Origin of the sequence: Komagataeibacter swingsii (genome assembly GCF_003207895.1) — a bacterium.
In the GTDB taxonomy this organism is placed as follows: Bacteria; Pseudomonadota; Alphaproteobacteria; order Acetobacterales; family Acetobacteraceae; genus Komagataeibacter; species Komagataeibacter swingsii.
The window spans coordinates 46,380-70,562 of record NZ_NKUB01000006.1; the positions used below are offsets into that span (position 1 = coordinate 46,380).

The following is a 24,183-nucleotide window of genomic DNA, read 5'->3' on the forward strand; positions in this document are numbered from 1 at the left end:
GGGACATGTTCAGATCAGGCACAGTTCCGCCAGTTCGTTGCGTAGGGCTTCGGGCAGCACGTCGCCCGTATGGCTGCTGGCCAGCAGGTCGGCCGGCGCGTCTTCGGGCCGCAGGTAGCGCCAGCCCTGGAACGGGCGCATGGCGCGGGGCTGGACGGGGATGATTTCGGGCGCCATGACCACCAGCGCGCAGGGCGTGCCATCCTCCCGCGTGTCGGGCTGGATGGCGGTAATGCGCTGGCGGCACAGGATGCGGCCCGCGATCACGCGGTAGATCGACCCCCCATCGAGTATTTCCGCGGCCCGGCGGGGATACATGCGCGTGCGGAACCATGGCATGCCGGCGGCGCTGGTGCCGTCCAGGTCATCGACCGGCGGGGTCTGGAGGGACTGGCGCGCGGCCAGGTCCTCGATGGAACCGATGCCAACCGCCAGTTTGACCATGTGCAGCATGCGGCGCGTGCCTCCCTCAGTGGCCCTGAAGCGGCAGGTCGGCCTGCGCCTGCCGTGCGAAAGTATCGCGGAAGCGGTCGGCGTCAATGCTGCGCACGATATGCATGGTGCGCAGCGGGCTGTCATGCGGGGCAAGCGAATCGGGCACGACATAGGCATGGCCGTAATGCGGGCCACGGCTGGTGTCGATATCCATGCGGGCGTCCACGGCCGATGTCACCAGCGATGGGTCGGCTGCGATGGCGGTCGTCATTTCATCCCACATGGGCAGGGGATCATAATATTTCCCGATATAGTCGGTCAGCGGGGTCTTTCGGGCCGTCAGCCGCGCCAGGTACTGTTTCGACAGCATGAGGTCGTTCGACACGCTGCCCACCACGGTAATCCTGTTCCACGGCGCGGTCAGGGTGATGTGGGCGGCCTCGGGATCAAAGATCATGTTGAAATCGGAGGCGAAGTCCGCATTGCCGGTAATCGACATCATGCTGGTGTCCAGCATGCCGCCCATGAACACAAGCTGCCTGGCCGTTGCGGCAAAGGTCGGGTCCTGGCGGATCGCCAGCGCAAGGTTGGTCAGCGGTCCCGCCGCGACAATCGTGACCTCATGCGGGTGGGCATGCACCTGCTCGATCAGGAACTGCGCCGCACCCTGCGCCGCGGCGGCCATATGGGGCGCGCCTTCCTTCATGGCCGGGATGGCGGGCTGGGTATCGGGTGCCCTGTCGATCGAGCCGATTGCGCCCCACGCGCCTTTCCATGGAATGGCGCCATACTGCTGTTCATGCAGCTTCATTTCGGCGCGCGTGTTGACCAGCGGATAGACCGCGCCATCAACAACGGGCACGTCGGTGCGGCCCATGATTTCCAGCAGGCGGCGCAGATGCGCCGATTCCGCGTTTTCCCACCCGTCCCCGGTCACGACCGTAAAGCCCAGCACGCGCACATGTGGGTTGGCCAGCAGCGGAATGATGGAAAGCTGGTCCGACCCGCCCGGCCCAAGGAAGTCATTATCCTCGATCACCAGTTCCGGCCCGGCTGTTGCGGGGGCCGGGGCGGCGAAGGCGGTGGTGGTGACCAGCACCATTGCCGTGGCGCATGCGGCAAGCCGCGCGGTCAGCGAAAGGGCGGATGAAAACACGCGGCGTACTCCATTGGCTTTCGGGAAGCGGGCAGCCATCGTATTGCCAAAATTCCTAAAGCACCAGCGCGGCCAGCAGGCTTTCCAGCCGCAGCCTGCCTGCGGCGGTGGCCCGCAGGGTGTGGTGGGCGGGATCAAGGACCAGATAGCCTTCCGCGATCGCGGCCGTCATGATGTCGGCATCGGTCGCATCCTGCACCGTCATGCCGGAGCGGCGGGCGAAGCGCGTGGTGGAAATCCCGTCCGCCAGCCGCAGCCCCATCAGCAGCATTTCACGCGCCCGGTCGCGGTTGTCCAGCCGTTCTTCCGCATGCGCGCCGGTGCCGGTGCGTTCCACCCGTTCCGCCCACGGTTCGGGCGCGCGGTGGCGGCGCGTGGCGCAGGTCACGCCATTGCGGGTCAGCCGCCCATGCGCCCCCGGGCCGATGCCCAGATAATCGCCATACCGCCAGTAGGTCAGGTTATGGCGGCTTTCGGCACCGGGGCGGGCGTAGTTGGATATTTCATACCCGCGCAGCCCGTGGCGGGATGCGACCTCGGCGGTCAGTTCATACAGCCGGGCCGCGTCATCCCCATCGGGCAGGCGGAAGCGGCCCTGGCGATACAGGCTTTCGAATTTCGTGCCCGGCTCGATGGTCAGCTGGTACAGCGACAGGTGGTCCGACACCAGCGACAGCGCCGCCTCCAGCTCCGCGCGCCACGCCGCTTCGTCCTGCCCCGGGCGGGCGTAGATCAGGTCGAACGAGATGCGGTCAAACAGGCTGCGCGCCGTCTCCAGCGCCGCAATGGCCTGCGGCGCGTCATGCTCACGCCCCAGAAAGCGCAGGGCCGCGGCGTCAAGGCTCTGGATACCCACGGAAATGCGATTGACGCCGGCATCACGGAAGGCGCGCAGCCTGCCGGTTTCCACGCTGGTGGGGTTGGCTTCCAGCGTGATCTCGACATCATCCGTCAGGCCGAACAGGGCGCGGGTATCGCCAATCAGCCCGGCCACTGTCTCTGGCGCCATGAGCGACGGCGTGCCGCCGCCAAAGAAGATGGAGCCGATGGTCGGGCGCTCGGCCCGGTCGTCGCCCATGCGGGCTGCCTCATGCGCCAGTTCGCGCCGCAAGGCCGCGCCAAAGCGCGCACGGGGGATTTCATCGCGCACATGGCTGTTGAAATCGCAGTACGGGCATTTGGACAGGCAGAACGGCCAGTGCACATACAGCGCCAGCGGTTCGGCCATGCTGGATGCGGGATTGGGTGAAAACCCTGCCAAGGCAACTCCTTGCAAACCATCAGAAGTTTCTGGTGAAGCTTTTTTCAGGAAGCTTCAAAAGGAATGCCGCCTTTTTGGGAAAAAGGCGGCATCCAAAAACTTTTATCCTGTTCAGGAACGTCAGATCGCCAGCCGCACGCCCAGCTCCACCACGCGGTCGGGCGGGATGCGGAAGAACTCGGTCGCCGGCGTCGCGTTGCGCGCCATGAACAGGAACAGCGACATCCGCCACCGCGACAGCTTGGGCACCGACGAGCGCACAAGCAGTTCGCGGCTGGTGAAATAGGATGCCTGCAACGCATCGAAATCCAGCCCGCTGGCCTTCAGGTCCTCCAGCGCGCGGGGCAGGTTGGGCATTTCCATGAAACCGTAGCGCAGGATGATGCGGTAGATGTCGGGGGCCAGTTCCTGCAGCGCCACGCGGTGGCCGTGGTCGGCTTCGGGCTGGTCCAGCGTCTGCACGGTCACGAACAGCACGTGGTCATGCAGCACCTTGTTGTGCTTGAGGTTGTGCAGCAGGCAGGCCGGCACGAAATCCGGGTTCCCGGTCATGTACACCGCCGTGCCCGGCACGCGGATGATGCGCGACTGCGGCAGGCGGGCCAGGAACGAGTTCATCGGCATGCTGTCCTGCTTCTGCCGGTTCATGATCAGCTGGCGGCCCTTTTTCCACGTCGTCATCATAAGCGTCAGCACGATGCCCAGCAGCACCGGCACCCAGCCCCCCTGCGGGATCTTGAGCGCGTTGGAGGCAAAGAACGTCGTGTCCAGCAGGAAGAAGCCGCCGAATGTCGCGATCGAGGCGGCGCGTGACCAGTGGTACAGCCTGCGGAACACCACCATCGCCAGCACGCAGGTACACATGAACGTGCCCGTCACCGCGATGCCATAGGCCGAAGCCAGCGCATCCGAACTGCGGAAGGCCAGCACCAGCAGCAGCGCGCCCACCATCAGGAAGCGGTTGAATTCCGGCAGGTAGATCTGGCCTTCCTCCTCCGCATTGGTGTGGGTGACGCGCATGCGCGGCAGGTAGCCCAGCTGGATGATCTGGCGGCACAGCGAGAACCCGCCGGAGATGCCCGCCTGGCTGGCGATGACGGTCGCCATGGTGGACAGGATGATCATCGGCACCTGCAGCCAGTGGGGGCCAAGCAGGAAGAACGGGTTGGCCAGCGCCTTGGGGTCGGCGATGATCAGCGCGCCTTGGCCCAGGTAATTCAGCGCAAGGCAGGGCAGCACGCAGAACAGCCACGCATACCGGATGGGCTGGCGGCCGAAATGCCCCATGTCGGCATAAAGCGCCTCCGCCCCCGTGACCGACAGCACGACCGAACCCAGCGCGATGAACGACAGCCAGCCGTGATAGACAATGAACTGCACGGCATAGGTTGGCGATATGGCCAGCAGGACGGCGGGGTGATGCAGGATCTGAAGCCCGCCCAGTATGCCCAGCAGGCTGAACCATACCAGCATGATCGGCCCGAACACGGTGCCCACCTTGCCCGTGCCGTAGCACTGGACCGAAAACAGCCCGACCAGCACCATCAGGGCTATGGGAATGACAAGGTCACGGGCCGCGGGAAAGCTGACCTCCAGCCCTTCCACCGCCGAAAGCACGGAAATGGCGGGGGTGATCATGCCATCGCCAAAGAACAGGCAGGCCCCGCCAATGCCCACCATGCCCAGTGCGATGCGCAGCCGGTTGCTGGGTGCGACACGCTGGGCAAGGGACATGAGCGAGATGATCCCGCCCTCCCCATTATGGTCGGCGCGCATGATCAGGATGACGTATTTCACCGTCACGATCAGCAGCAGCGACCAGATGATCAGGCTCAGGACGCCCAGCACTTCCCACGGTTCGATACGGTGATGCTGCGATACGACCATGATGGTCGAGCGCAGGGCGTAGATCGGGCTTGTGCCGATATCGCCAAACACCACGCCCAGCACGCCCAGCAGGGCGGCGAAGCCCACGGGGTTGGCCGCGTGTTCGTGCTGGTCCGCGCCGTATTCGGTAATCTTGGGCGCGGTCGTGGCCCTGTTGTCCACGGCAGTTGCGTGATGACCTGCGCCATCCGGCGTCGTCGGGGATCCGGGGGCAGATGGCCCCGTGGGTTGCGTCATGTCGTGACGGCTCCGCGGCAATGAAGACAGAAAACCGGCATCACATCGCGACCGGATAGTTCCGCATTACCGTCTCGTCCCATGCGCAGCAAGGGCCGTCTCCGCTCGGGTGCCATTCAGGCGCGTTCAGGCATGGGCCGGACGGGCGCCAAAAATCGCGCTGCCCACCCGCACCAGGGTGGCCCCGCAGGCGATCGCGCGTTCGAAATCGGCCGACATGCCCATGGACACCACCGGCAGCCCGTGCCGCGCCGCCATGTCCGCCAGCAGCCGGAAATGCGGCGTCGGGTCCTGGTCATGCGGCGGGATGCACATGAGGCCACGCACGCTTTTGCCAAAGCGCGTCGTGCTGCTGGTGATGAAGGCATCGGCTTCTTCCAGCCTCACGCCCGATTTCTGGGTCTCATCGCCGGTGTTCACCTGCACCAGCAGGTCGGGCAGGCGGCCCGCCTTCTCGCCCGCGCGTGCGATGGCGTCCGACAGGGAGGGGCGGTCGAGGCTTTCGATCATGTCCGCGATCCTGACGGCATCCAGCGCCTTGTTGGTCTGCAGTCCGCCGATGATGTGCAGCCGCAGGCCGGGCCAGCGTTCGCGCAGGCCGGGGAATTTCGCGGCGGCTTCCTGCACGCGGTTTTCACCGAATATCCGCTGTCCCGCCTCCAGCGCCGCGATGACGCTGGCCTGTGGATGGAACTTGGAAACGGCCACGAGTTCGATGGTGGAAGGGTCGCGGCCCGCCGCCCGCGCACTGGTGGCGATGCGGGCGTGGATGCCCGTCAGGGCATCCGCTATGGATGTGGATGTTGACATGGCTCTAGGCTTGGCCTGAATACCTCCCCGGTCAAGCCCCCGCGTGCCGCAGCTTTCAGGTCAGGATTACATGAAGCCTTCCCCGTCCCCATCATCCCGCCCCACTGGTCGCAGGCCCGACAAGGACCGCCCCGACCGGCGTGGTGGCAAGGCCGCCCCTGATCCCACGCGCGACATCGCGTTTGATATTGTCGAAGGGGTGATCGTCCATCGCCGCATGCTGGACACGTCGCTGGACCATTCGGCCGCCGCCCGCACGGCGGAACCGCGTGACCGTGCGGCCGGCCACCGGCTGGCCGCCACCGTGCTGCGGCACATGGGCACCGCGAACGAGGTGCTGTCGCCCTTCCTCAAGCGCGAGCCGCCCGAACCCGTGCGCGTGGTGCTGCTGGTGGGCGTGGCGCAGCTCCTGTTCCTTGATACGCCGGCGCATGCCGCCGTGGCCACCTCCGTCGCCCTTGCGCGCAGGCGGGGGCTGGTGCCGTTCGCGGGGCTGGTCAACGCCGTGCTGCGGCGCGTGGCCGCAGGTGGCGCGCAGGCGCTGGACGGGCTGGACCAGGCGCGGCTGGATGTGCCGCCGTGGCTGTGGCAGTCATGGGGCAGGCTTGCGCGCCCCATCGCCCGCGCGCTGGGCCATGAGCCGCCGCTGGACCTGACCATCCGCCCCGGCGCCGAAGCCCCGCCGGGCGGCGAGGTGATGCCGGGCGGCAGCGTGCGCTTTGCCGCGGGATCGGCAAAGGTCGTGGACCTGCCCGGTTTTGCCGAAGGGGCGTTCTGGGTGCAGGACATGGCGGCCAGCCTGCCCGCGCGGCTGCTGGATGTGAAAGCGGGCGAGCGCGTGGCCGACCTGTGCGCGGCGCCGGGTGGCAAGACCGCGCAGCTGGCCTTTGCGGGGGCGGAGGTGTTCGCCATCGAGCGCGAAGGCCGCCGCATTGAACGCCTGCGCGCCAATCTGGCCCGCCTCGGGCTGTCGGGCGTGCAGGTGATCCATGAAGACGCGGCGCAGTGGCGGCCCGACGCCCCGCTGGATGCGATCCTGCTGGACGCGCCGTGCTCGGCCACCGGCACCATCCGCCGCCACCCCGACGCCATGTGGATCAAGCGCCCGCGCGACATCGCCACCATGACCGAGGGGCAGGACCGGCTGCTGGCCGCCAGCCGCGACATGCTGCGACCGGGCGGGCGCGTGGTCTATGCCGTCTGTTCGCTGCAACCCGAGGAAGGCGAGCAGCGCGCCCTGGCCGCGGCCGCGATGGGGCTGGTGCCCGATCCCTTTACGCCGGATGAACTGGCCTTCCTGCCGCAGGCCCGCACGCCGGAGGGCTGGCTGCGCACCCATCCCGGCATGCTGGCCGATCGCGGCGGGATGGACGGCTTCTTCGCCGCGCGTTTCCGTCGCGCCTGACATGGCGGGGATGAGGAAAGATTCGCGTTAGTCATTGATTGCTGTTAAAAAACAGGCATGGCTGCTCTCGAAACACCCCTCATTGCCCCCAGCGTCCTGTCGGCCGATTTTTCCCGCATGGCGGAGGAAGTCGCCGCTGTCGAACGGGCTGGCGCGGACTGGCTGCATCTGGATGTCATGGACGGGCATTTCGTGCCCAACCTGTCCATGGGGCCGCAACTGATCAAGGCGCTTCGCCCGAAATCGAAGCTGCCGTTTGACGTGCACCTGATGATCGCACCCGTCGATCCGTATATCGAAGCCTTCGCAAAGGCCGGGGCCGACCATATCCACCTGCATGTGGAAGCCGGTCCCCATACCCACCGCTCGCTCCAGCATGTGCGTGACCATGGGGTGAAGCCCGGCATCGCCATCTGCCCCGCCACCCCGCCCGAAGCGGTGGGTGAGGTGCTGGACCTGGTGGACATGATCCTGGTCATGACGGTCAATCCCGGGTTTGGCGGCCAGGAATTCCTGACCAGCCAGTTGCGCAAGATCGAAACCCTGCGCCGCATGGCGGATGCGACGGGACGCGACATCCGCATTGGCGTTGATGGCGGCATCACGCCACGGACCGCGCCGCTGGCGGTTGCCGCGGGGGCGGACATGCTGGTCGCCGGCACGGCCGTGTACGGGCAGGATGATTACGCCGCCGCCATAAAGAGCCTACGGACCGGGACGCATAACCCGGCGTGAGGGTATGGTCCCTGATGGATCGGAGGGATAAGGCCCCATGCCGCTGAAGCGTCTGGCGCGGGGGGCGCGCCTTTCCTTTGCGCGGATGCCCCTGCTGGGGGGTGGCAGGCACCTGCCCGTCGCCCCCGCCCATAACGTGCGTGACCTGTGGCCGGGCGACCCGGCGGCGGGTGCGCAGCTTGCCCGTGGCAGCCTGACATGGGCGGGCTATACCCATCCCGTCGGGCCGGGGCTGTGGAATTCACCTGATTTTGAACCCGCTTTCCGCGAAGGGCTGCTCAGCTTCCGCTGGTTGCGCGACCTGCGCGCGGTGGGTACCGATGCCGCGCGGCTGAAGGCGCGCGCGCTGGTTGACGACTGGCTGCACCATCCCGCGCAGGACCCGCTGGCGCTGGAATGCGGCGTGATTGGCGCGCGGGTCGCGGCATGGCTGGGGCATTATGATTTCTTTGCCGCGTCGGCCAGCGATTCCTTCCGCCAGCGCCTCATGGCCCGCATCCTGGTCGAAGGGCGCACCATTGCCGCCCTCATGCCGCCTGAACGGCACGGCTGGCAGTCCCTGACCGCGCTGAAGGGGCTGCTGGCGGTGGCCGTGGCCATGCCGGAATATACCGGCTTCCTGGCCCGCTACCGCCGCTATATCGATAACGAGGTGGAAAGCCAGGTCCTGGCCGATGGCTGGCATGTCGAACGCAGCCCCGAAGTGCAGTTGCGCGCCGTGCGGGAACTGGCGGAAATGCGGGCCATGATGCAGGCGGTGCAGCATGCGCTGCCGCATTCGGTCGCCATTGCGCTGGACAAGATGAGTCCCGTGCTGCGCGCCATGCGGCATGGCGATGGCGGGCTTGCCCTGTTCAATGGCAGCCATGAACGCAGCGCAACATTGATCGAGATGGTGCTGTCGCAGGCCACGCGCACCCGTGTCGTGGCCCATTCCATGCCTGATGGCGGTTTCATGCGCATGCAGGCCATGCGGTCGCTGCTGCTGGTGGATGTGGGAATTCCGGCCCCCCCCGAATATGACCGTAACGCGCATGCGGGTACGCTTTCATTCGAATTTTCCTGCGCGCGCCAGCGCCTGGTCGTCAATTGCGGCGGCGGCGTGCTGCCCGCGTGGAAAGAGGCCCTGCGCCAGACCGCCGCCCATTCCGTCGTGGTGGTGGAGGACATGTCGTCGTCCGAATTCGGGCCGGATGGCACGGTGCGGCGCAGGCCGGCCCATGTGGGCGTGGACCACGCCGTGGCCGAGGGCGCGCACTGGCTGAACCTGTCGCATGACGGCTACCATCCCTCGGCTGGGATTACGTATTACCGCCGGCTGTATCTGGGTGGCGATGGCGAGGTCCTGCGCGGGGAGGAAATGCTGGAAGGCGAGCGTGAGGTGGCCTTTGTCCTGCGCCTGCACCTGCATCCCTCGGTCATGGCGGTCGATGCGCAGGATGGCTCCATCCTGCTGGAGGCAGGCGAGCAGCACTGGCGTTTCCGTGCGGCGGGCGGTGATGTCGCCATCGAGGACAGCGTCTATTCCGGCGGCCAGGTCCCGCAGCCGACCCTGCAACTGGTCGTGCGCGTTGATCCCGCTTCCCGCCGGCAGGACGCGGATGGGGATGGCGACGATACCCGGATCACGCAGGCCGATGGGCCGCCGGGCAAGGTGCGGCAGGTGGTGCGCTGGGCGCTCAGGCGTGAAAAGCTGCTGTTGCTGGCATGAAGATCCTTGAAATCACGAATGTTGATTTCTCGTTACGCCAGTTCCTGTTCCCCCTCATGCAGGCCCTGCGCGACCAGGGGCATGATGTGGTCGGGGTCTGTGCCGATGGCCCCTTGCTGGCGGATGTCCGGGCATGTGGCCTGCGTGTCGAGGCCGTGCCCATGTCGCGCACCCTGTCCCCCCTTGCGCAATGGCGGGCATGGCGGGGGCTGGTGGGCCTGATCCGGGCGGAAAGGCCCGATATGGTCCATGCCCACATGCCCATAAGCGGCCTGCTGGCGCGTTTTGCGGCATGGTGGTGTGGCGTGCCCTGCATTGCCTATACCTGCCATGGTTTCCTGTTCAACCAGCCGGGGTCGCGTGTGCGGCGCGCCATGGCCCTTGTGCTGGAATGGCTGGCGGGGAAGGTGACCGATATTTACCTGACCGTGTCGGAACAGGAAGCCCGCGATGCCCGCAGGCTGCATATCCACCCCTGCGCCACGGCCATTGGCAACGGGCGCGATCCGGCCGTTTTTCACCCCATGCCCGGACAGCGCGCGGCCCTGCGTGCGCAAATGGGCGTGGGGGCGGGGCAGGTCGTCATCCTTGCCGTCTCCCGCCTGGTGCGCGGCAAGGGCTATCCCGAGCTGCTGGCGGCCATGCTCGCCTTGCCCGATAACGCGGTGTTGTGGATTGTGGGCGAACGCCTGCCCAGCGACCGTGGCGTGGACCTTGGCGCGTGTTTCGCCGCGGCACGGGCGGCCCTTGGCGCGCGCATGGTCATGTTCGGATATCGCGCGGATGTGGCGCCGATCATGGCGGCGGCGGATATCTTTGTCCTGCCCAGCCATTTCGAGGGCCTGCCGATGAGCGTGATCGAAGCCATGCTGTGTGGCCTGCCGGTGGTGGCAAGCGACATTTCCGGCCCGTGCGAGCAGGTGGTGGCGGGTGAGACCGGCCTGCTGGTGCCACCGGGCGATGTCGCGCGGCTTGCCGCCGCGCTGGACCTTCTGGTGCATGATGGCGCGTTACGCCAGCGCATGGGGGACGCGGGACGGATACGCGCGCTGGCCTGTTACACGCAGGCCGAAACCATGGCGCGCACCGTGGCCCTGCTGGCGGCGGGGCGTCGGGCCGCCCACGGAACGCGCAGCCAATAAGGAAGAAGTTTTTGGTGAAGCTTTTTTCAAAAAGCCTCGAAGAATGCCGCCTTTTTGGGAAAAGGCGGCGTCCCGAAACTTTTATTGTTTTTTATCAAGAGACTGGCCTGAAATATCCCCTTAAGGTCCCGGGGCCTGCTGCTGCTGGCCGTCGCCGCCGCCCATGATCTGGATCAGCGCCTGCGTCTGTGCCGTATGGGACTTGAGCAGGCTGACATTGTCCGGGTTCAGCGGCGGCATTGACTTGCTGTCCTGCGCGGGGTGCTGCATCACGGCGGCGGTCATGCCAAAGGTGGTGATGCCCATGACGAAATCACGCGCCGTCATGTGCGCCTGCTTCAGGATCGGCTCAAGCTGCGGCATGGCTTCCGTGCGCTTGATGGTGTCTTCAAGCGACATGTTCGGTGTTTCGGGGGGCGAGATGCGCGAATTGCGGATCTGTTCCATTACCGGCGTCATGCGGGTGAAGAAATCCTTGGGCAGCCTGTACCGCGCCACGGTTTCCATATCGTGCTGGATCGCCGCCTGCTGCGCGGGGCTGGGGGCCTGCTGCGTCATCTGCTGCGTGGGCTGCTGGGCCATGGCGGCGGAAAGGGGGGCCAGCGCAAGGGCGCATGTGGTGGCCAAAAGCGCCTTGCGCACGAAGGAAGGTATCATGGCTGGTTGCTCCATTCGCCCTGTCTCATCAGGGGTTCGCGGGTGCCGTCATGGTTGATGGCGTCCACATCGATCTTGCTGGACCCGATCATCCAGTCAATATGGATAAAGCTGGTATTGGCCCCCTGCTGCGCCAGGTGGGCTTCGGTCAGGTTGTCGGTATCCAGCATGCACTTGGCATAGGACTGGCCAAGGGCGATGTGGCTGGCCGCATTTTCATCAAACAGCGTGTTGCGGAACAGGATGCCGCTTTCGGAAATGGGGGATGACGCGGGCACCAGCGCCACTTCGCCCAGCCTGCGCGCGCCGTCATCGGTATCCAGTATGCGTTCAAGCACATCCTGCCCGGTGCGGGCATGGGCTTCGACAATGCGGCCGTCCTCGAACCGTACGGCGATATCGTCAATCAGCGTGCCCTGGTGGAACAGCGGCTTGGTCGCGCGCACCGTCCCGCTGACCCTGCGGGCGTGGGGGGTGGTGAACACTTCCTCGGTCGGGATGTTGGGATTGCATATGATGCCGTTGCCCGCGGGTTCCGCGCCCCCGGCCCATGCATGGCCATCGGCCAGCCCCACGGTCAGGTCCGTGTCCGGCCCGCTGAAATGCAGGGCCGCGAAACGCCGGTCGTTCAGCCATGCCGCGCGCTTGTGCAGGTGGGCGTTATGGGCTTTCCATTCGGCCACCGGGTCATCCACCGTAACGCGGGACGCCTGGAAAATCGCATCCCACAACCGGCTGACCGCCGCATCCACCGACAGGTCGGGAAAGACCTGCTGCGCCCATGCGGGCGTGGCGAAGGCCACGATGTTCCAGTTGATGGCGAAACGGGTGATCAGTTCCATGGCCGGACGCCCCGCGCGCGACGCGGCACGGCCCACGCGGGAGACGCGCTCGGCGTTTTCATTGGCCAGCAGCACGGGGTTGGCCCCGGTGATCGCCATGCGTGCCGCCCCCTTGCGGTAGGCATTGGCCATGCCGTCGTGCAGCCAGTCGGCGGCGGTGTCCAGCGTATCATCGGCGGCGTGGTGGAAGCGGGCAAGGGTCGCCACGTCATCGGCATAGAACGGCGTCACCAGCGATGCCCCGGCCCTGTAGGCATGTTCGGTTATGCGGCGGACCAGCGGCACGGCATCCAGCGGTGCCGTGATCAGAAGCTGCTGCCCATGCGCGATATTGACGCCAACCCGGACGGCGACTTCAGCCAGGCGGTCCAGAAGATGTTCATGCTGGGGGGAAAGAACCATGCGTCATCATATCCTGTTAATGTTGGCCGGTGCGCCGCCTGCATGCGACAGGGCGCAGGCACGATAGACGACACACCCCATTCACGTAAGATGGTAACTGCCGCGGCAGGGGGAAGGCATGGGTTCAATGAAACAGGCGTTACCGGGTTCCCGCCCATTATGTGCGTTATCCGCCGCGCGCGCGGCGCCGCAGCGCGTCCTGTGCGATGGCCGCGCGCTGGTGGTGTGGATGGTGGAGGACGACCGCCCCGCCGTGCTGGATGACCGCTGCCCCCACGGCAATGCCCGGCTTTCCGCCGGTTACGTGCTGTATGGCCGCATTGTCTGCCCGCTGCATATGTGGACCTTTGGCCCCGATGGGCGCGCACAGGCCCCCGGTGGCCGGATGGAGGCGGCGGGACCGATGCCGCGATCATACGAATGCTGGGTCAGCGGGGATCAGGTCTGGGCGCGGATCGTGGCGTAGGGGTCGCCGCATCGCGGCTGATCCATTCCTGTATGACCGACAGGATATAGGCCTGCTGCTGCGTATCCAGTGGCTGGCCCGCGGGCATGGCGTGCCATTTGGCGACACAGCCCCGGCAGCAGGTGCCGGTGGCATGCTGGGCAATGAAGACCGGGTGCCCCCGCCACGGGGTCTGGCGGCCGTCCCTGTCCGGATGGGCGGGCGCGAGTCGGGTGGCGATGAAGTCCGCCGCGTGCGCCATGACTTCCGGCAGGCCCCGCGTCGCCAGGTAATCGCGTTCCTTCGCCCCAAGGTGGAAACGCGCGCGAAAGCGCGAATAGGCCAGCCGGTCCCACAGTTCCCGTGGCGCGGCGGGCAGGGATTGCAGGTCTGGCGTGGCCGGGCGGGGACTTTGCGGCGGGGCGGGGGACGGTGGCGCGGCGGCCGCGAACAGGTCGGGCTGTCGTGCCTGCGTGCTGTCCCGGCCTGCCCGCCTGCGTGTCATGGCCGTGGCCTTCAGGCCGGCTGGACCAGGATATGGCGCTTGCGGCCCGATGACAGCTTGAGCGAGCCGTCGATCAGGTCACTGTCGGACACGACCTGCGCTTCATCCCTGACCACCACGTCATTCACCCGCGCCCCACCGCCACGGATCAGGCGACGGGCCTCGCCGTTGCTGGCGGCAAAACCGGCTTCCACAAACAGGCGGAAAGCGGGTACGCCCTCGCTCAGCAGGGCTGCGGGCAGGTGGATGGTGGGCAGGGCGCTTGCGGTCACGGCCCCTTCCTCAAACGTGCGGCGCGCGGCCTCGGCCGCTTCCTGCGCTGCGGCGCGGCCGTGGCACAGGGCCGTGGCCTCGGTGGCGAGGACTTTTTTCGCTTCGTTGATTTCAGCACCGCCAAGGGCGGCCAGACGGTCGCATTCCGCGATCGGCAGGTCCGTGAACAGCTTGAGGAAGCGACCGACATCCGCATCCTCCACATTGCGCCAGAACTGCCAGTAGTCGAATACCGGCAGGCGTGCAGCCGACAGCCAGACCGCGCCCTGCGCCGTCTTGCCCATCTTTGCGCCGGAACTTGTGGTCAGCAGCGGCGTTGTCAGGCCGAATACCTGCGCGCCATTCATCCGGCGCACCAGGTCGATGCCCGATACGATGTTGCCCCACTGGTCCGATCCCCCCATCTGAAGGGTCACGCCATGACGGCTGTTGAGTTCACGGAAATCGTAGGACTGGAGGATGGAGTAATTGAACTCCAGGAACGTCAGGCCCTGCTCACGCTCCAGCCGCGAGCGGACCGAGTCGAAGGACAGCATGCGGTTGACGGAAAAATGGATGCCCACATCACGCAGCAGGTCGATATAGGACAGCCGGTCCAGCCAGTCGGCATTGTTGGCCAGCAACGGGTCGTTTGGTCCCGTGCCCAGCGGCAGGAACTGCCGCAGGCAGGCTTCCACCCCGCGCATGTTGGTGGCGATGGTGTCCACCGTCATGAGCTTGCGCGCTTCCTCGCGGAAGGACGGATCACCGATCTTCGCCGTGCCGCCGCCCACCAGCGCCACCGGGCGGTGGCCATGGCGGTGCATCAGGCGCAGCATCATGATCTGGATCAGGCTGCCCACGTGCAGGCTGTCCGCCGTGGGGTCGAACCCGATATAGCCCCCCACCGGACCGGCCAGCATGGCCGCATCAAGCGCGTCCATGTCGGTGCACTGGAAAATGAAGCCGCGTGCTTCGGCTTCCCGGAGGAATTCACTCTTGGGCATGATCTGTTCCGCGCTGTGATAGGCATCGCTGGCCGGGCCGCCCCGGCGCGGACCAGCCTCTAGCATGTTCACGGCCCATCATGGAACAGCCCGGCCCGGGCGGGGGGGGGTATGGGCGTCAGTCGGCGGCCAGCGCCAGCGCCTTGCGGTTCATGACCGTGCTGACGTGGTCTTCCAGCGCCTCGGCCACCTGGTCGGCATGGTTGGCGAAGACGTGGTCGGCGCCCTTGAATATGCGGTAGTCCACGGTCACGCCCTTCTGGGTGTTCAGCTTGTCCACCAGCTTGCGCACGGCGGGTTCGGGCACGAGTTCGTCGTTTTCCCCCGCGATCATAAGGCCGCCGCACGGGCACGGCGCAAGGAAGCCGAAATCATAGTGGTTGGCGGGCGGCGCGACACTGATCCAGCCGGTGATTTCCGGGCGGCGCATGAGCAGCTGCATGCCCACGAACGCACCGAACGAATACCCCGCGATCCACAGGCCGCTGGCGTTCGGGTTGACCATCTGCATCCAGTCAAGGGCTGCGGCAGCATCCGAAATTTCGCCAATGCCCCCGTCATAGCGCCCCTGCGAGCGGCCAACCCCGCGCGAATTGTAGCGCATGACCGAGAAACCCATTTTCTCGAACGCGCGGTACATCGCATAGGTGATGCGGTTGTTCATGGTCCCGCCATGCAGCGGATGGGGATGAAGCACCAGCGCAAGCGGCGCGTTGGGCGCGCTTGAATGATGGTATCGACCTTCCAGGCGGCCATCAGGGCCGGCAAACATGACCTCAGGCATAGGTATCCCGCATTTGCATTTCCCCGCGCATTCCAGGCATTGCAGCGGGAAAGGTTGCTGTTACAGCCTGCCCGACCGGCGATGCCCCGTCAGGTCGGCAGGCAGAGAAAAATGCTGTCCTTCGGTGTCATCCATGCCGGAAGCAGGAATACGCCGTGTATTCAACCGGTGGTGGCGGCACGAAAGACAGAATTGATCCGGTCTGGTCAGCCAGGCCGAAAGTATACCAACCCGCCAGATAATGGGCCTGTTGCCTACCGGACATAAAGTGCGTCTTTGGCAGGCGTGCCCTGCGCGGGGGGCAGATATGGTAATGCGTCGTAATCCATCCGGCGGGGGAAAGGTTTTTTCCGTCTCGGGCCGGATGTGTCGTGTCGGTTCGCTCTCCTTGCCATGGCCCGGATGACGGGCGGGCGACATTGAGGCAGCGGTATGGAAAAGGTGCGGACACCCACCATAACACGTTGCAATAAATATTATGTTGCGCTGCCTTATAGCGGTGTGGATTCACAAAATGCCAGATAAATCGTAATCCACCTCGCAAAACGACGTGGCGTAACCATATGGCTGGACAGCATGAACACCCGACGCGACAGTTTTACCTACCTTGACGCCAACGCGTCCGAACCGCTCCGGGCCGAGGCGCTGGCGGCCATGGTTTCGGCGGCTGGCGTGGTGGGCAATCCGTCATCCGTCCACCGCGCGGGACGCGCCGCGCGCGCCGTGCTGGAAACCGCGCGGGAGGATCTGGCCACCCTGTTTGGCGTGTCGGCTGAAAACTGTGTCCTGACATCGGGCGGGACGGAGGCGAACGTGCTGGCCATTACCGGGCAGGCACGGGGCCGGCGCGTGCTGGCGGGGGCTACCGAACACGATGCCGTGCGTGGTGCGGCACAGGGGCAGGTGGTGCCTGTCCGCCCCGATGGCGTGCTGGACCATGGGGCGCTGGAACGCATGCTGGCGGCCGGTGGGGGCACGCCCGCGCTGGTCTGTGTCATGCTGGCCAATAACGAAACCGGCGTCATCAACCCTGTGCGGGACATCGTGGCGCTGTGCCATGCCCATGGCGCGCTGGTGCATGTGGACGCGGTGCAGGCGGCGGGCCGCATTCCCTTCACCATAGGGGAACTGGGCGCGGACAGCGTTGCGATCTCGGGCCATAAATTCGGCGGCCCGAAGGGGGCGGGCGCATTGCTGCTGGCGGGCGCGCGCTTCCATGCCATCACCCCGCTTCTGGCCGGGGGCGGGCAGGAACAGGGACGGCGCGGCGGAACCCCGGCGCTGCCAGCCATCGCGGGCATGGCCGCGGCCGCCACGGTGGCGGTGGCAGGCATGGCGCAGCAGGCCGACAGGCTTGGCGCATGGCGTGACCGGATCGAGGCGGCGGCGGTGGCCGCCGGCGCGCGGGTGTGCGGTGGCACGGCCCCGCGTCTGGCGAATACGACCAGCCTCGTGCTGCCCGGGCGGCGGGCGCAGACGCAATTGATCGCGCTGGACATGGCGGGATACTGCGTCTCGGCCGGGTCGGCATGTTCATCGGGCAAGGTCACGCGCTCGCACGTGCTGGACGCCATGGGGTTCGGGGATGACGCGGGCTGCGCCATCCGCGTGTCCCTGCCATGGTCGGTGACGCAGGCGCAGGTGGATGGCTTCATTGCGGCCTATACCGCCATGGCCGGGCGGTTGCCCGCATTGCAGGCGGGGGCGGCATGAACGCGCTTTCCGACCTGATCTACCTTGACTATCAGGCCACCACGCCGTGCGATCCGCGCGTGGTGGCGGAGATGATGCCATGGTTTACCGAAAGCTTCGCCAATCCCCACAGCCTTGACCACGCGGCGGGGCGTGCAGCCCATGACGCGGTGGAGCAGGCCCGTGCCGAAGTGGCCGCGATACTGGGGGCGGAGGCGCGCGAAATCGTGCTGACATCCGGCGCGACGGAGGCCAACAACATCGCCATCAAGGGCGCGGTGCGCCACCTGCTGGGGCGCGGGGACGCGCGCAGGCGTGTCATCACGATTGCGACCGAGCATAAATGCGTGCTGGAATCGGTGCGTGACCTTGCGCGCGAAGGCTGCGAGCCGGTGATCCTGCCGGTCCGGCCCGATGGCACGCTGGACCCTGCCGTTCTGGCCGAGGCACTGTCCGTGCCGACCCTGCTGGTCAGCATCATGGCCGCCAATAACGAAACCGGGGTGGTGCAGGACATCGCGGCCCTTGCGCCGATTGTCCGTAAAGCGGGCGCGCTGCTGCACAGCGACCTGGCGCAGGCGGTGGGCAAGGTGGATGTGGACGTGCGGGCGTGGGATCTCGACCTTGCATCCGTGTCCGGGCACAAGCTGTACGGGCCGAAGGGGGTGGGGGCGCTGTTCGTGCGCCGCAGGCCGCGCGTGCGGCTGACCCCGCTGTTTTCCGGCGGCGGGCAGGAACGCGGCCTGCGCTCGGGCACGCTGCCCGCGCCACTGGTGATCGGATTCGGGGCGGCATGCCGCATCGCGCGCGCCGAAGGGCGGGCCGAGCGCGCGCGGGTCGCGGCGCTGCGGGACCGGCTGCTGGCGGCGTTAAGGGCGGGATGCGATGGCGTGCATGTCCATGGCGCCATGGCGGAAGGGGGGCGGCTGGCGGGCAACCTCAACCTGCGCTTTGACGGCGTGCGCGCGCTGGACCTGATGGCGGCCGCGCCACGGCTGTGCCTGTCCACCGGATCGGCCTGTTCCTCGGCCGAGGTGACGCCATCCTACGTGCTGACGGCCATGGGGCTGGACGGGGATCAGGCCGCCGGAGGCTTGCGTCTGGCCGTCGGACGCTATACCTCAGCCGCCGATGTGGATCGCGCGGCGGCGATCCTGTGCCAGGCTGTGGCACGCTGCCGCGCGGAGGGCAGTTCTTCGCCATGATAACGGGCGAATGGTAACAGGCAGGATGACAAAGATGGCGCATATAACATTCATCGAGCGTGACGGCACCCGCCGCGAGGTCGCGGCCCCGCTGGGTCTGTCGGTTCTGGAAATCGCCCACAAGAACGGGATCGACCTTGAGGGCGCATGCGAAGGCTCGCTGGCCTGCGCCACCTGCCATGTGGTGGTGGACCCCGAATGGGCGCCCAAGCTGACGCCACCGACCGAGGATGAGGAAGACATGCTCGACCTGGCCTTCGGTCTGGAAAAGACATCGCGCCTGGGCTGCCAGATCGTGATGACCGAGGCGCTTGACGGCCTTGTGGTGCGCCTGCCGCGCACGTCCTGACCGGCGGCCTGTCACACACCGCGCGTCATGGGACGCGCAACATGATGTTTGACGTGCGATGCCCGGGGGCGGATAGTCCTGCGGGCATTGCCTGTCATAGGGAAGTGGAACCAAGCCATGCGCATTCTTGTGGCCATGTCCGGCGGGGTGGACAGTTCCGTCGTCGCCGCCCGCCTGGTGGACGAGGGGCACGAGGTGATCGGCGCGACCCTCCAGCTTTATGATTCACGCGAAAGCACGAAAAAGGGCGCATGCTGCGCGGGGCGTGACATTCATGACGCCCGTCGCGTGGCCGACCGGCTGGGCATCCCCCATTACGTCATTGATGCCGAACGCCGCTTCCATGACAGCGTGATCGGCACGTTCGCCGATGCCTATGCGGCGGGCGAGACGCCGGTGCCGTGCGTTGCGTGCAACCAGGGCGTGAAGTTTACCGACCTTCTGGGCATGGCGCGTGACCTTGGGGTGGACGCCATGGCCACCGGCCATTACGTCCGCCGCGTGGACGGGCCGGATGGGGTGGAAATGCACCGCCCCGTTGACGCCGGGCGTGACCAGTCATGGTTCCTGTTCGCCACGACCCGCGACCAGCTTGATTTCCTGCGCTTCCCGCTGGGCGACATGCCCGACAAGGCCGCCGTCCGGGCGGAAGCCGAACGCTTTGGCCTGGCGGTGGCAGCCAAGCCTGACAGCCAGGACCTCTGTTTCGTGACCGATGGCTCGTACGCGGGTCTGGTGGAAAAGCTGCGCCCCGATGTGACGGGGGCCGGCGAAATCGTGGACCAGTCCGGCCATGTGGTGGGCCGGCATGAAGGTGTCACCCGCTACACCGTGGGGCAGAGCAAGCGGCTGGGCAACGCCGCCATGCGCGATGGCGCGCGCCAGATGGTGGTGGGAATCGAACCCGCCAGTCGGCGCGTGGTGATCGGCCCGCGCGCCCACGCCGTGGCCCGCACGCTGATGCTGCGCGACATGAACTGGCTTATCCCCCCGCCGGGGCCTGATGGCCTGCGTTGCGCGGTGCAGATCCGCGCGCGTGAGGCCGCCCGGCCCGCCACGGTATGGCAGGCGGATGGCAATGGCGCGCGGGTGGAACTGGATGACGGTGCCGTGCCCGCGCCAGGGCAGGCCTGCGTGATGTATGATGGCACACGGGTGCTGGGCGGTGGTTTCATCCGCCGGGCGGAAGCTGTACAGGCCGGAAGCGAAGGGAAGGCGGCGTCATGAGTGATGGGATTCTGGTCATTGGCACGCGGCGGTATTCGTCATGGTCGCTGCGCGGGTGGCTGGCGGTGCGCCTGGCCGGGCTGGATGTGCGCGAACAGATGATCCCGCTGGCCGATAACGGGGAAACCCCGGCCATCCGCACCATTTCGCCCAATGGCAAGGTGCCCTATCTGGAACATGACGGCGTTGCGGTGTGGGAAAGCATCGCGATCTGTGAATACTGCGCCGAACAGGCCCCCGGCCTGTGGCCCGGCGATGTGCGCCAGCGTGCCTATGCCCGCAGCATCTCGGCCGAAATGCATGCAGGCTTCCGCGCCGTGCGGCAGGCCATGCCGATGAATATCGGGCGCGACAACCGCCCGCTGGCGGCAGGCACCACGCCGGATATTGATGCGGACATCGCCCGGATCGACGCCATCTGGACCGAGGCCCGGCTGGATTTTGGCAAGGACGGTCCCTTCCTGTTCGGCGCGACGTTCGGCATGGCGGACGCCATGTTCGCGCCCATCGTCTCGCGCTTCCTGTCCTATGGCATCAGCCCGTCGCCGGAATCGCGGGCCTACATGACCGCCGTGCGCGCCCATCCGCTGGTGGATGATTGGTACCAGAAGGCCCTGCAGGAACCAAAGGAATGGCAGCAGGCCCGTTTTGAGGACATAGCCTGAGGGAAGTCGCCCGTGAGCATGCCATGGCGCGTGGCGGTGGTGCTGCCCGCGCGTGAGGGATTTTCCCCCCGCGCCGTGGGGGCGATCGGGTTGCAGGTGGCCGCTCTCGCGGGGCGGCAGGATGTGATCGTAGGGCCGCCGCTGGACGGGCCATCCCTGCTGCCGGACCATGAATACCGTGCCGTGCAGCCCGGCCTGTGGCCACCGGGGCGGCGCAGCCTGCGTTATGCCGCAGCCATCGCGCGCGCGGTGGCCGGGACGGGCGCCGCCGTGGTGGAAGTCCATAACCGCCCCGATACCGCCGATTATGTTGCCCGTCACCGTCCCGGCCAGCGCGTGCTGCTGGTGCTGCATAACGACCCGCAGGGCATGCGCGGGGCGGAAACGCCTGGCCAGCGCCGTGACCTGCTGCGGTTGATGGACGTGGCCTGCGTCTCGGGCTGGGTGCGGCAACGCTTCCTTGATGGCCTGCCGGATTCCTGCGCGCGGCAGGTCGGGCTGTCTCCCAACGGCGTGGCGTTGCCAGCAATGGCGCCGCCCATGGCGCAGCGTGCGCGCCGGGTGCTGTTTGCCGGGCGCGTGGTGGCGGACAAGGGGGCGGACCTGTTTGTCGCGGCCTGCGCGCGGCTTGCGCCGACCCGTCCCGACTGGGATTTCCGCATGATTGGCGCCGATCGCTTCCGCACCGATGCACCAGTGACACCGTTCGTATCCGACCTGCGGCCCAAGGCCACGGCGGCGGGCGTGGACATGGCCGGATACAGGCCGCATGCGGAGGTGCTGGCGGCCATGGCGCAGGCCGCCATCGTGGTCGTGCCCAGCCGCTGGCCCGAACCCTTCGGCATGACGGCGCTGGAAGCCATGGCCGCCGGTGCGGCGCTGATCGCGTCACCTGTGGGCGGGCTGCCCGAAGTGGTGGGCAATGGCGGCCTGCTGTGCGCGCCCGACCCCGCGACGGGGCTGGCCCACGCCATGGCCGGTTTGATGGATGACCTGCCCGCGCGTGAGGACCTTGCCGCGCGTGGCCGGGCGCAGGCCGCGCGTTTTGGCATCGAACACGCCCGCGCCTGCCGGGCGGCGATGCGCGATGCAGCCCTGCGCCGGGGCGGGGCCTGACCCTCTTTTCCGTTTTTCTGCGCTGCCGGGTATGGGACACGCCGCCCCATGGCCCTATATCTGGGCACACAAGGCTTACGCCACGCATGATGCAGGCAATTTGACAAGGACCGGAGGCCACATGTCCGATACCGTTCAGGCGTCGCCCGACGCCGCCGCCCAGAACACCCTTGTGCCGGTTACGGTGCTGACGGGATTCCTGGGCGCGGGCAAGACGACGCTGCTCAACCATATCCTGACGGCGCAGCACGGCCGCAAATACGCCGTGGTGGTGAACGAGTTCGGTGAACTCGGCGTGGACAACGACCTCGTGGTGGATGCCGATGAGGAAGTGTTCGAGATGAACAACGGCTGCATCTGCTGCACCGTGCGCGGCGACCTGATCCGCATCCTTGGCAACCTCATGAAGCGCCGGGCGAAGTTTGACGGCATCATTGTCGAGACCACGGGCCTGGCCGATCCCGCCCCCGTCGCCCAGACCTTCTTTGTGGATGAAGACGTACGCGGCAAGACCCGGCTGGACGCCGTGGTCACGGTGGTTGACGCCTACAACGTCATCCAGACGCTGGATGAAAGCCCGGAGGCGGTGAACCAGATCGCGTTTGCCGATGTCATCATCCTCAACAAGACCGACCTTGTGGATGAAGTGGCGCTGGCCACCATCGAATCGCGCATCCGCGCCATCAACGCCGTCGCCCGCCTCCACCGCGCGCAGCGCGGCGACGTGCCGCTGTCCGATGTGCTGGACCAGGGCGGGTTCGACCTGCAGCGCGCGCTGGAACACGCGCCGCATTTCCTTGAGGACACCAGCCACTCCCACGAGGCGGACGTGACCTCCCTGTCCTATGAGGTGGAGGAACCGCTGGACGCCGCCAAGTTCCAGGCCTGGATCGGCGCGGTGCTGCAGGAACAGGGGGCCGACATCCTGCGCGCCAAGGGCATCCTGAACTATGCCGGCGAGGACCAGCGCTTCGCCTTCCAGGCCGTGCACATGATGGCTGATGGCGGTTTCATCGGCCCGTGGAAGGCAGGCGAGCCGCGTGTCTCGCGCCTGGTCTTCATTGGCCGTAACCTCAACCGTCCGCAGCTTCGCCGCGGTTTTGAAAGCTGCCGTGCGAAATGAGCGATACCGTGAACGATACCATGCCCGCCACCGGACTGCTGGAACGGCGCGGGGCCATGCGCCAGATGGAAGGCCAGATCACCGGCTGCGCCATCTCGCGCGACAGCCAGCAGGTCGCCTTCGCCACGGGTGAGGGCGACATCATGGTGGCGGACCGGGCCGACTGGGGCCAGTCTGATGCATGGAACGCCATGACCGTGCATGACGGCGCGATCCTTGCCCTTGCGCCCGATGCCGCGCCCACCGGCTTCCTGACCGGCGGCGACGATAACGCCCTGCGTCGTGTGGCGGCCGATGGCGGCGTCAGCGACCTTGCAAAAGGCCGCCGCTGGATCGAGCACATCACGACATGGAGCAACGGCAAGGGCGGCGTGATCGCCTTTGCATCGGGCAAGCAGGTCGAGCTGCGCGACGCCGACGGGCACACGACCCTGAAGGTGCTGGAGCATCCCTCCACCGTCAGCGGCATCGTGTTCGACGCCAAGGGCAAGCGCATCGCGGCATCGCACTATAATGGCGCGTCGATGTGGTTCGTGCAGGCCAGGGTGGATACCGTGCGCCCGCTGGAATGGAAGGGCAGCCACATCGGCATCGCCATCCACCCGGCGGGCGAGGCGCTGGTGACTTCCATGCAGGAATCGGAACTGCATGGCTGGCGGCTGTCGGACGGGCATAACATGCGCATGAGCGGCTATCCGTCCAAGGTGCAGTCCATGGCCTTTACCCGCAACGGCAAGTGGCTGGTGACCAGCGGGGCGGATACGATCGTGATGTGGCCGTTCTTTGGCGGTGGGCCGATGGGCAAGCCCCCGGCGGAGGCCGGTGGCCTGCCGGGTGTCATGTGCACGCGCGTCGCCTGCCATCCCGTCCATGATATCGTGGCGGCCGGGTTTGCCGATGGGTCGGTGCTGATGGCCGATACATCGGCACAGCGTATCCTGCCGGTCTGCGTGGGCGGGTCGGGTGCGGTGACGGCGCTGGAATTCAGCCCCGATGGCTGCTGCCTTGCCTTCGGTTCGGAAGATGGCCGCGCCTGCGTGGTTGACCTGAGCGCTAAATAAAGCGGGTTAAGTCATAAAAGTTTTTGGGTGCCGCCTTTTTTCAAAAAGGCGGCGTCTCTTTGAAGCTTTTGA

At 66.7% G+C, this 24,183-nt stretch carries 23 protein-coding genes; 13 read left to right on the plus strand and 10 right to left on the minus strand.

Annotated features, from left to right (window positions below; genetic code table 11):
• Positions 1 to 9: 9 nt before the first annotated feature.
• The 5 genes from CFR76_RS06705 to CFR76_RS06725 form a co-directional block, all read right to left on the minus strand.
• Positions 10 to 453 (minus strand): DUF1489 family protein, encoded by a 444-nt coding sequence (locus tag CFR76_RS06705; RefSeq protein ID WP_110556435.1) that lies wholly within the window; start codon positions 451 to 453, stop codon positions 10 to 12.
• Between the two features lie 16 nt (positions 454 to 469).
• Positions 470 to 1,537: a nucleoside hydrolase gene (locus CFR76_RS06710; RefSeq protein WP_110556511.1), complete on the minus strand. Its 1,068-nt coding sequence runs from the start codon at positions 1,535 to 1,537 to the stop codon at positions 470 to 472.
• Between the two features lie 109 nt (positions 1,538 to 1,646).
• A complete protein-coding gene (gene hemW, locus CFR76_RS06715) occupies positions 1,647 to 2,819 on the minus strand; it encodes a radical SAM family heme chaperone HemW (RefSeq protein ID WP_110556436.1) in 1,173 nt (390 codons plus the stop codon).
• 153 nt (positions 2,820 to 2,972) lie between these two features.
• Positions 2,973 to 4,976 (minus strand): potassium transporter Kup, encoded by a 2,004-nt coding sequence (locus tag CFR76_RS06720; protein ID WP_110556437.1) that lies wholly within the window; start codon positions 4,974 to 4,976, stop codon positions 2,973 to 2,975.
• Positions 4,977 to 5,102: 126 nt separating this feature from the next.
• Positions 5,103 to 5,786, minus strand: a complete 684-nt coding sequence (locus tag CFR76_RS06725; protein WP_110556438.1) for a YggS family pyridoxal phosphate-dependent enzyme — start codon at positions 5,784 to 5,786, stop codon at positions 5,103 to 5,105.
• A gap of 70 nt (positions 5,787 to 5,856) precedes the next feature.
• Here CFR76_RS06725 and CFR76_RS06730 point away from each other — a divergent pair, with 70 nt between their 5' ends.
• From CFR76_RS06730 to CFR76_RS06745, 4 genes are read left to right on the plus strand one after another with little or no spacing between them, the layout of a single operon-like run.
• Positions 5,857 to 7,191, plus strand: coding sequence for an RsmB/NOP family class I SAM-dependent RNA methyltransferase (locus CFR76_RS06730; protein ID WP_110556439.1), 1,335 nt, complete (start codon positions 5,857 to 5,859; stop codon positions 7,189 to 7,191).
• Between the two features lie 57 nt (positions 7,192 to 7,248).
• Positions 7,249 to 7,926 (plus strand): ribulose-phosphate 3-epimerase, encoded by a 678-nt coding sequence (gene rpe, locus CFR76_RS06735; RefSeq protein ID WP_110556440.1) that lies wholly within the window; start codon positions 7,249 to 7,251, stop codon positions 7,924 to 7,926.
• 37 nt (positions 7,927 to 7,963) lie between these two features.
• A complete protein-coding gene (locus tag CFR76_RS06740) occupies positions 7,964 to 9,637 on the plus strand; it encodes a heparinase II/III family protein (protein WP_110556441.1) in 1,674 nt (557 codons plus the stop codon).
• The gene (locus CFR76_RS06745) at positions 9,634 to 10,779 is read left to right on the plus strand and encodes a glycosyltransferase family 4 protein (RefSeq protein ID WP_110556442.1); all 1,146 of its coding nucleotides are present in this window, start codon (positions 9,634 to 9,636) and stop codon (positions 10,777 to 10,779) included. Before CFR76_RS06740 ends, CFR76_RS06745 begins: the two co-directional genes overlap by 4 nt.
• A gap of 120 nt (positions 10,780 to 10,899) precedes the next feature.
• On the opposite strand, the gene CFR76_RS06750 is transcribed toward CFR76_RS06745, so the two are convergent.
• Positions 10,900 to 11,436 carry a hypothetical protein gene (locus CFR76_RS06750; RefSeq protein WP_110556443.1) on the minus strand — a complete coding sequence of 179 codons (537 nt, stop codon included), beginning with the start codon at positions 11,434 to 11,436 and terminating at the stop codon, positions 10,900 to 10,902.
• Entirely contained in the window at positions 11,433 to 12,680 is a 1,248-nt protein-coding gene (locus CFR76_RS06755; protein WP_110556444.1) for an aminopeptidase, read from the minus strand. The genes CFR76_RS06750 and CFR76_RS06755 overlap by 4 nt, the downstream gene beginning before the upstream one ends.
• A 127-nt stretch (positions 12,681 to 12,807) precedes the next feature.
• On the opposite strand from CFR76_RS06755, the gene CFR76_RS06760 reads away from it, so the two are divergent.
• Positions 12,808 to 13,146, plus strand: a complete 339-nt coding sequence (locus CFR76_RS06760; protein ID WP_110556445.1) for a Rieske (2Fe-2S) protein — start codon at positions 12,808 to 12,810, stop codon at positions 13,144 to 13,146.
• On the opposite strand, the gene CFR76_RS06765 is transcribed toward CFR76_RS06760, so the two are convergent.
• The 3 genes from CFR76_RS06765 to CFR76_RS06775 all read right to left on the minus strand — a co-directional run bounded on the left by CFR76_RS06765 (position 13,109) and on the right by CFR76_RS06775 (position 15,673).
• Entirely contained in the window at positions 13,109 to 13,630 is a 522-nt protein-coding gene (locus CFR76_RS06765) for a DUF4186 domain-containing protein (protein ID WP_110556446.1), read from the minus strand. The two genes, CFR76_RS06760 and CFR76_RS06765, sit on opposite strands and share 38 nt — an antisense overlap.
• 11 nt (positions 13,631 to 13,641) lie before the next feature.
• On the minus strand, positions 13,642 to 14,889 hold the full coding sequence (tyrS, locus tag CFR76_RS06770) for a tyrosine--tRNA ligase (protein ID WP_110556512.1): 1,248 nt from the start codon (positions 14,887 to 14,889) through the stop codon (positions 13,642 to 13,644).
• 118 nt (positions 14,890 to 15,007) lie between these two features.
• Positions 15,008 to 15,673: an alpha/beta hydrolase gene (locus CFR76_RS06775; RefSeq protein ID WP_010507247.1), complete on the minus strand. Its 666-nt coding sequence runs from the start codon at positions 15,671 to 15,673 to the stop codon at positions 15,008 to 15,010.
• A gap of 576 nt (positions 15,674 to 16,249) precedes the next feature.
• On the opposite strand from CFR76_RS06775, the gene CFR76_RS06780 reads away from it, so the two are divergent.
• The 8 genes from CFR76_RS06780 (at position 16,250) to CFR76_RS06815 (ending at position 24,111) form a co-directional block, all read left to right on the plus strand.
• On the plus strand, positions 16,250 to 17,386 hold the full coding sequence (locus tag CFR76_RS06780; RefSeq protein WP_110556447.1) for a cysteine desulfurase family protein: 1,137 nt from the start codon (positions 16,250 to 16,252) through the stop codon (positions 17,384 to 17,386).
• The gene (locus CFR76_RS06785; RefSeq protein WP_110556448.1) at positions 17,383 to 18,570 is read left to right on the plus strand and encodes a cysteine desulfurase family protein; all 1,188 of its coding nucleotides are present in this window, start codon (positions 17,383 to 17,385) and stop codon (positions 18,568 to 18,570) included. The genes CFR76_RS06780 and CFR76_RS06785 overlap by 4 nt, the downstream gene beginning before the upstream one ends.
• 34 nt (positions 18,571 to 18,604) lie before the next feature.
• Positions 18,605 to 18,919 carry a ferredoxin family 2Fe-2S iron-sulfur cluster binding protein gene (locus CFR76_RS06790; RefSeq protein WP_025437399.1) on the plus strand — a complete coding sequence of 105 codons (315 nt, stop codon included), beginning with the start codon at positions 18,605 to 18,607 and terminating at the stop codon, positions 18,917 to 18,919.
• Between the two features lie 117 nt (positions 18,920 to 19,036).
• Entirely contained in the window at positions 19,037 to 20,146 is a 1,110-nt protein-coding gene (gene mnmA / locus CFR76_RS06795; protein ID WP_110556449.1) for a tRNA 2-thiouridine(34) synthase MnmA, read from the plus strand.
• On the plus strand, positions 20,143 to 20,811 hold the full coding sequence (locus CFR76_RS06800; RefSeq protein ID WP_110556450.1) for a glutathione S-transferase family protein: 669 nt from the start codon (positions 20,143 to 20,145) through the stop codon (positions 20,809 to 20,811). Before mnmA ends, CFR76_RS06800 begins: the two co-directional genes overlap by 4 nt.
• Positions 20,812 to 20,829: 18 nt before the next feature.
• The gene (locus tag CFR76_RS06805; RefSeq protein ID WP_110556451.1) at positions 20,830 to 21,927 is read left to right on the plus strand and encodes a glycosyltransferase family 4 protein; all 1,098 of its coding nucleotides are present in this window, start codon (positions 20,830 to 20,832) and stop codon (positions 21,925 to 21,927) included.
• 121 nt (positions 21,928 to 22,048) lie between these two features.
• Entirely contained in the window at positions 22,049 to 23,050 is a 1,002-nt protein-coding gene (locus tag CFR76_RS06810; RefSeq protein WP_110556513.1) for a CobW family GTP-binding protein, read from the plus strand.
• Positions 23,047 to 24,111, plus strand: a complete 1,065-nt coding sequence (locus CFR76_RS06815; protein ID WP_110556452.1) for a WD40 repeat domain-containing protein — start codon at positions 23,047 to 23,049, stop codon at positions 24,109 to 24,111. Before CFR76_RS06810 ends, CFR76_RS06815 begins: the two co-directional genes overlap by 4 nt.
• Positions 24,112 to 24,183: the final 72 nt, after the last annotated feature.

Bases quoted from the DNA above. Each gene is read 5' to 3' on its own strand.
- mnmA (WP_110556449.1), top strand. From the start codon at position 19,037: ATGCGCATTCTTGTGGCCATGTCCGGCGGGGTGGACAGTTCCGTCGTC.
- CFR76_RS06720 (WP_110556437.1), bottom strand. From the start codon at position 4,976: ATGACGCAACCCACGGGGCCATCTGCCCCCGGATCCCCGACGACGCCG.
- CFR76_RS06800 (WP_110556450.1), top strand. From the start codon at position 20,143: ATGAGTGATGGGATTCTGGTCATTGGCACGCGGCGGTATTCGTCATGG.
- CFR76_RS06705 (WP_110556435.1), bottom strand. From the start codon at position 453: ATGCTGCACATGGTCAAACTGGCGGTTGGCATCGGTTCCATCGAGGAC.
- CFR76_RS06740 (WP_110556441.1), top strand. From the start codon at position 7,964: ATGCCGCTGAAGCGTCTGGCGCGGGGGGCGCGCCTTTCCTTTGCGCGG.
- CFR76_RS06775 (WP_010507247.1), bottom strand. From the start codon at position 15,673: ATGCCTGAGGTCATGTTTGCCGGCCCTGATGGCCGCCTGGAAGGTCGA.
- CFR76_RS06805 (WP_110556451.1), top strand. From the start codon at position 20,830: ATGCCATGGCGCGTGGCGGTGGTGCTGCCCGCGCGTGAGGGATTTTCC.
- CFR76_RS06785 (WP_110556448.1), top strand. From the start codon at position 17,383: ATGAACGCGCTTTCCGACCTGATCTACCTTGACTATCAGGCCACCACG.
- CFR76_RS06760 (WP_110556445.1), top strand. From the start codon at position 12,808: ATGAAACAGGCGTTACCGGGTTCCCGCCCATTATGTGCGTTATCCGCC.
- CFR76_RS06765 (WP_110556446.1), bottom strand. From the start codon at position 13,630: ATGACACGCAGGCGGGCAGGCCGGGACAGCACGCAGGCACGACAGCCC.
- CFR76_RS06750 (WP_110556443.1), bottom strand. From the start codon at position 11,436: ATGATACCTTCCTTCGTGCGCAAGGCGCTTTTGGCCACCACATGCGCC.
- rpe (WP_110556440.1), top strand. From the start codon at position 7,249: ATGGCTGCTCTCGAAACACCCCTCATTGCCCCCAGCGTCCTGTCGGCC.
- CFR76_RS06790 (WP_025437399.1), top strand. From the start codon at position 18,605: ATGGCGCATATAACATTCATCGAGCGTGACGGCACCCGCCGCGAGGTC.
- CFR76_RS06745 (WP_110556442.1), top strand. From the start codon at position 9,634: ATGAAGATCCTTGAAATCACGAATGTTGATTTCTCGTTACGCCAGTTC.
- CFR76_RS06780 (WP_110556447.1), top strand. From the start codon at position 16,250: ATGAACACCCGACGCGACAGTTTTACCTACCTTGACGCCAACGCGTCC.
- CFR76_RS06730 (WP_110556439.1), top strand. From the start codon at position 5,857: ATGAAGCCTTCCCCGTCCCCATCATCCCGCCCCACTGGTCGCAGGCCC.
- CFR76_RS06815 (WP_110556452.1), top strand. From the start codon at position 23,047: ATGAGCGATACCGTGAACGATACCATGCCCGCCACCGGACTGCTGGAA.
- CFR76_RS06725 (WP_110556438.1), bottom strand. From the start codon at position 5,786: ATGTCAACATCCACATCCATAGCGGATGCCCTGACGGGCATCCACGCC.
- CFR76_RS06810 (WP_110556513.1), top strand. From the start codon at position 22,049: ATGTCCGATACCGTTCAGGCGTCGCCCGACGCCGCCGCCCAGAACACC.
- CFR76_RS06710 (WP_110556511.1), bottom strand. From the start codon at position 1,537: ATGGTGCTGGTCACCACCACCGCCTTCGCCGCCCCGGCCCCCGCAACA.
- CFR76_RS06755 (WP_110556444.1), bottom strand. From the start codon at position 12,680: ATGGTTCTTTCCCCCCAGCATGAACATCTTCTGGACCGCCTGGCTGAA.
- tyrS (WP_110556512.1), bottom strand. From the start codon at position 14,889: ATGCCCAAGAGTGAATTCCTCCGGGAAGCCGAAGCACGCGGCTTCATT.
- hemW (WP_110556436.1), bottom strand. From the start codon at position 2,819: ATGGCCGAACCGCTGGCGCTGTATGTGCACTGGCCGTTCTGCCTGTCC.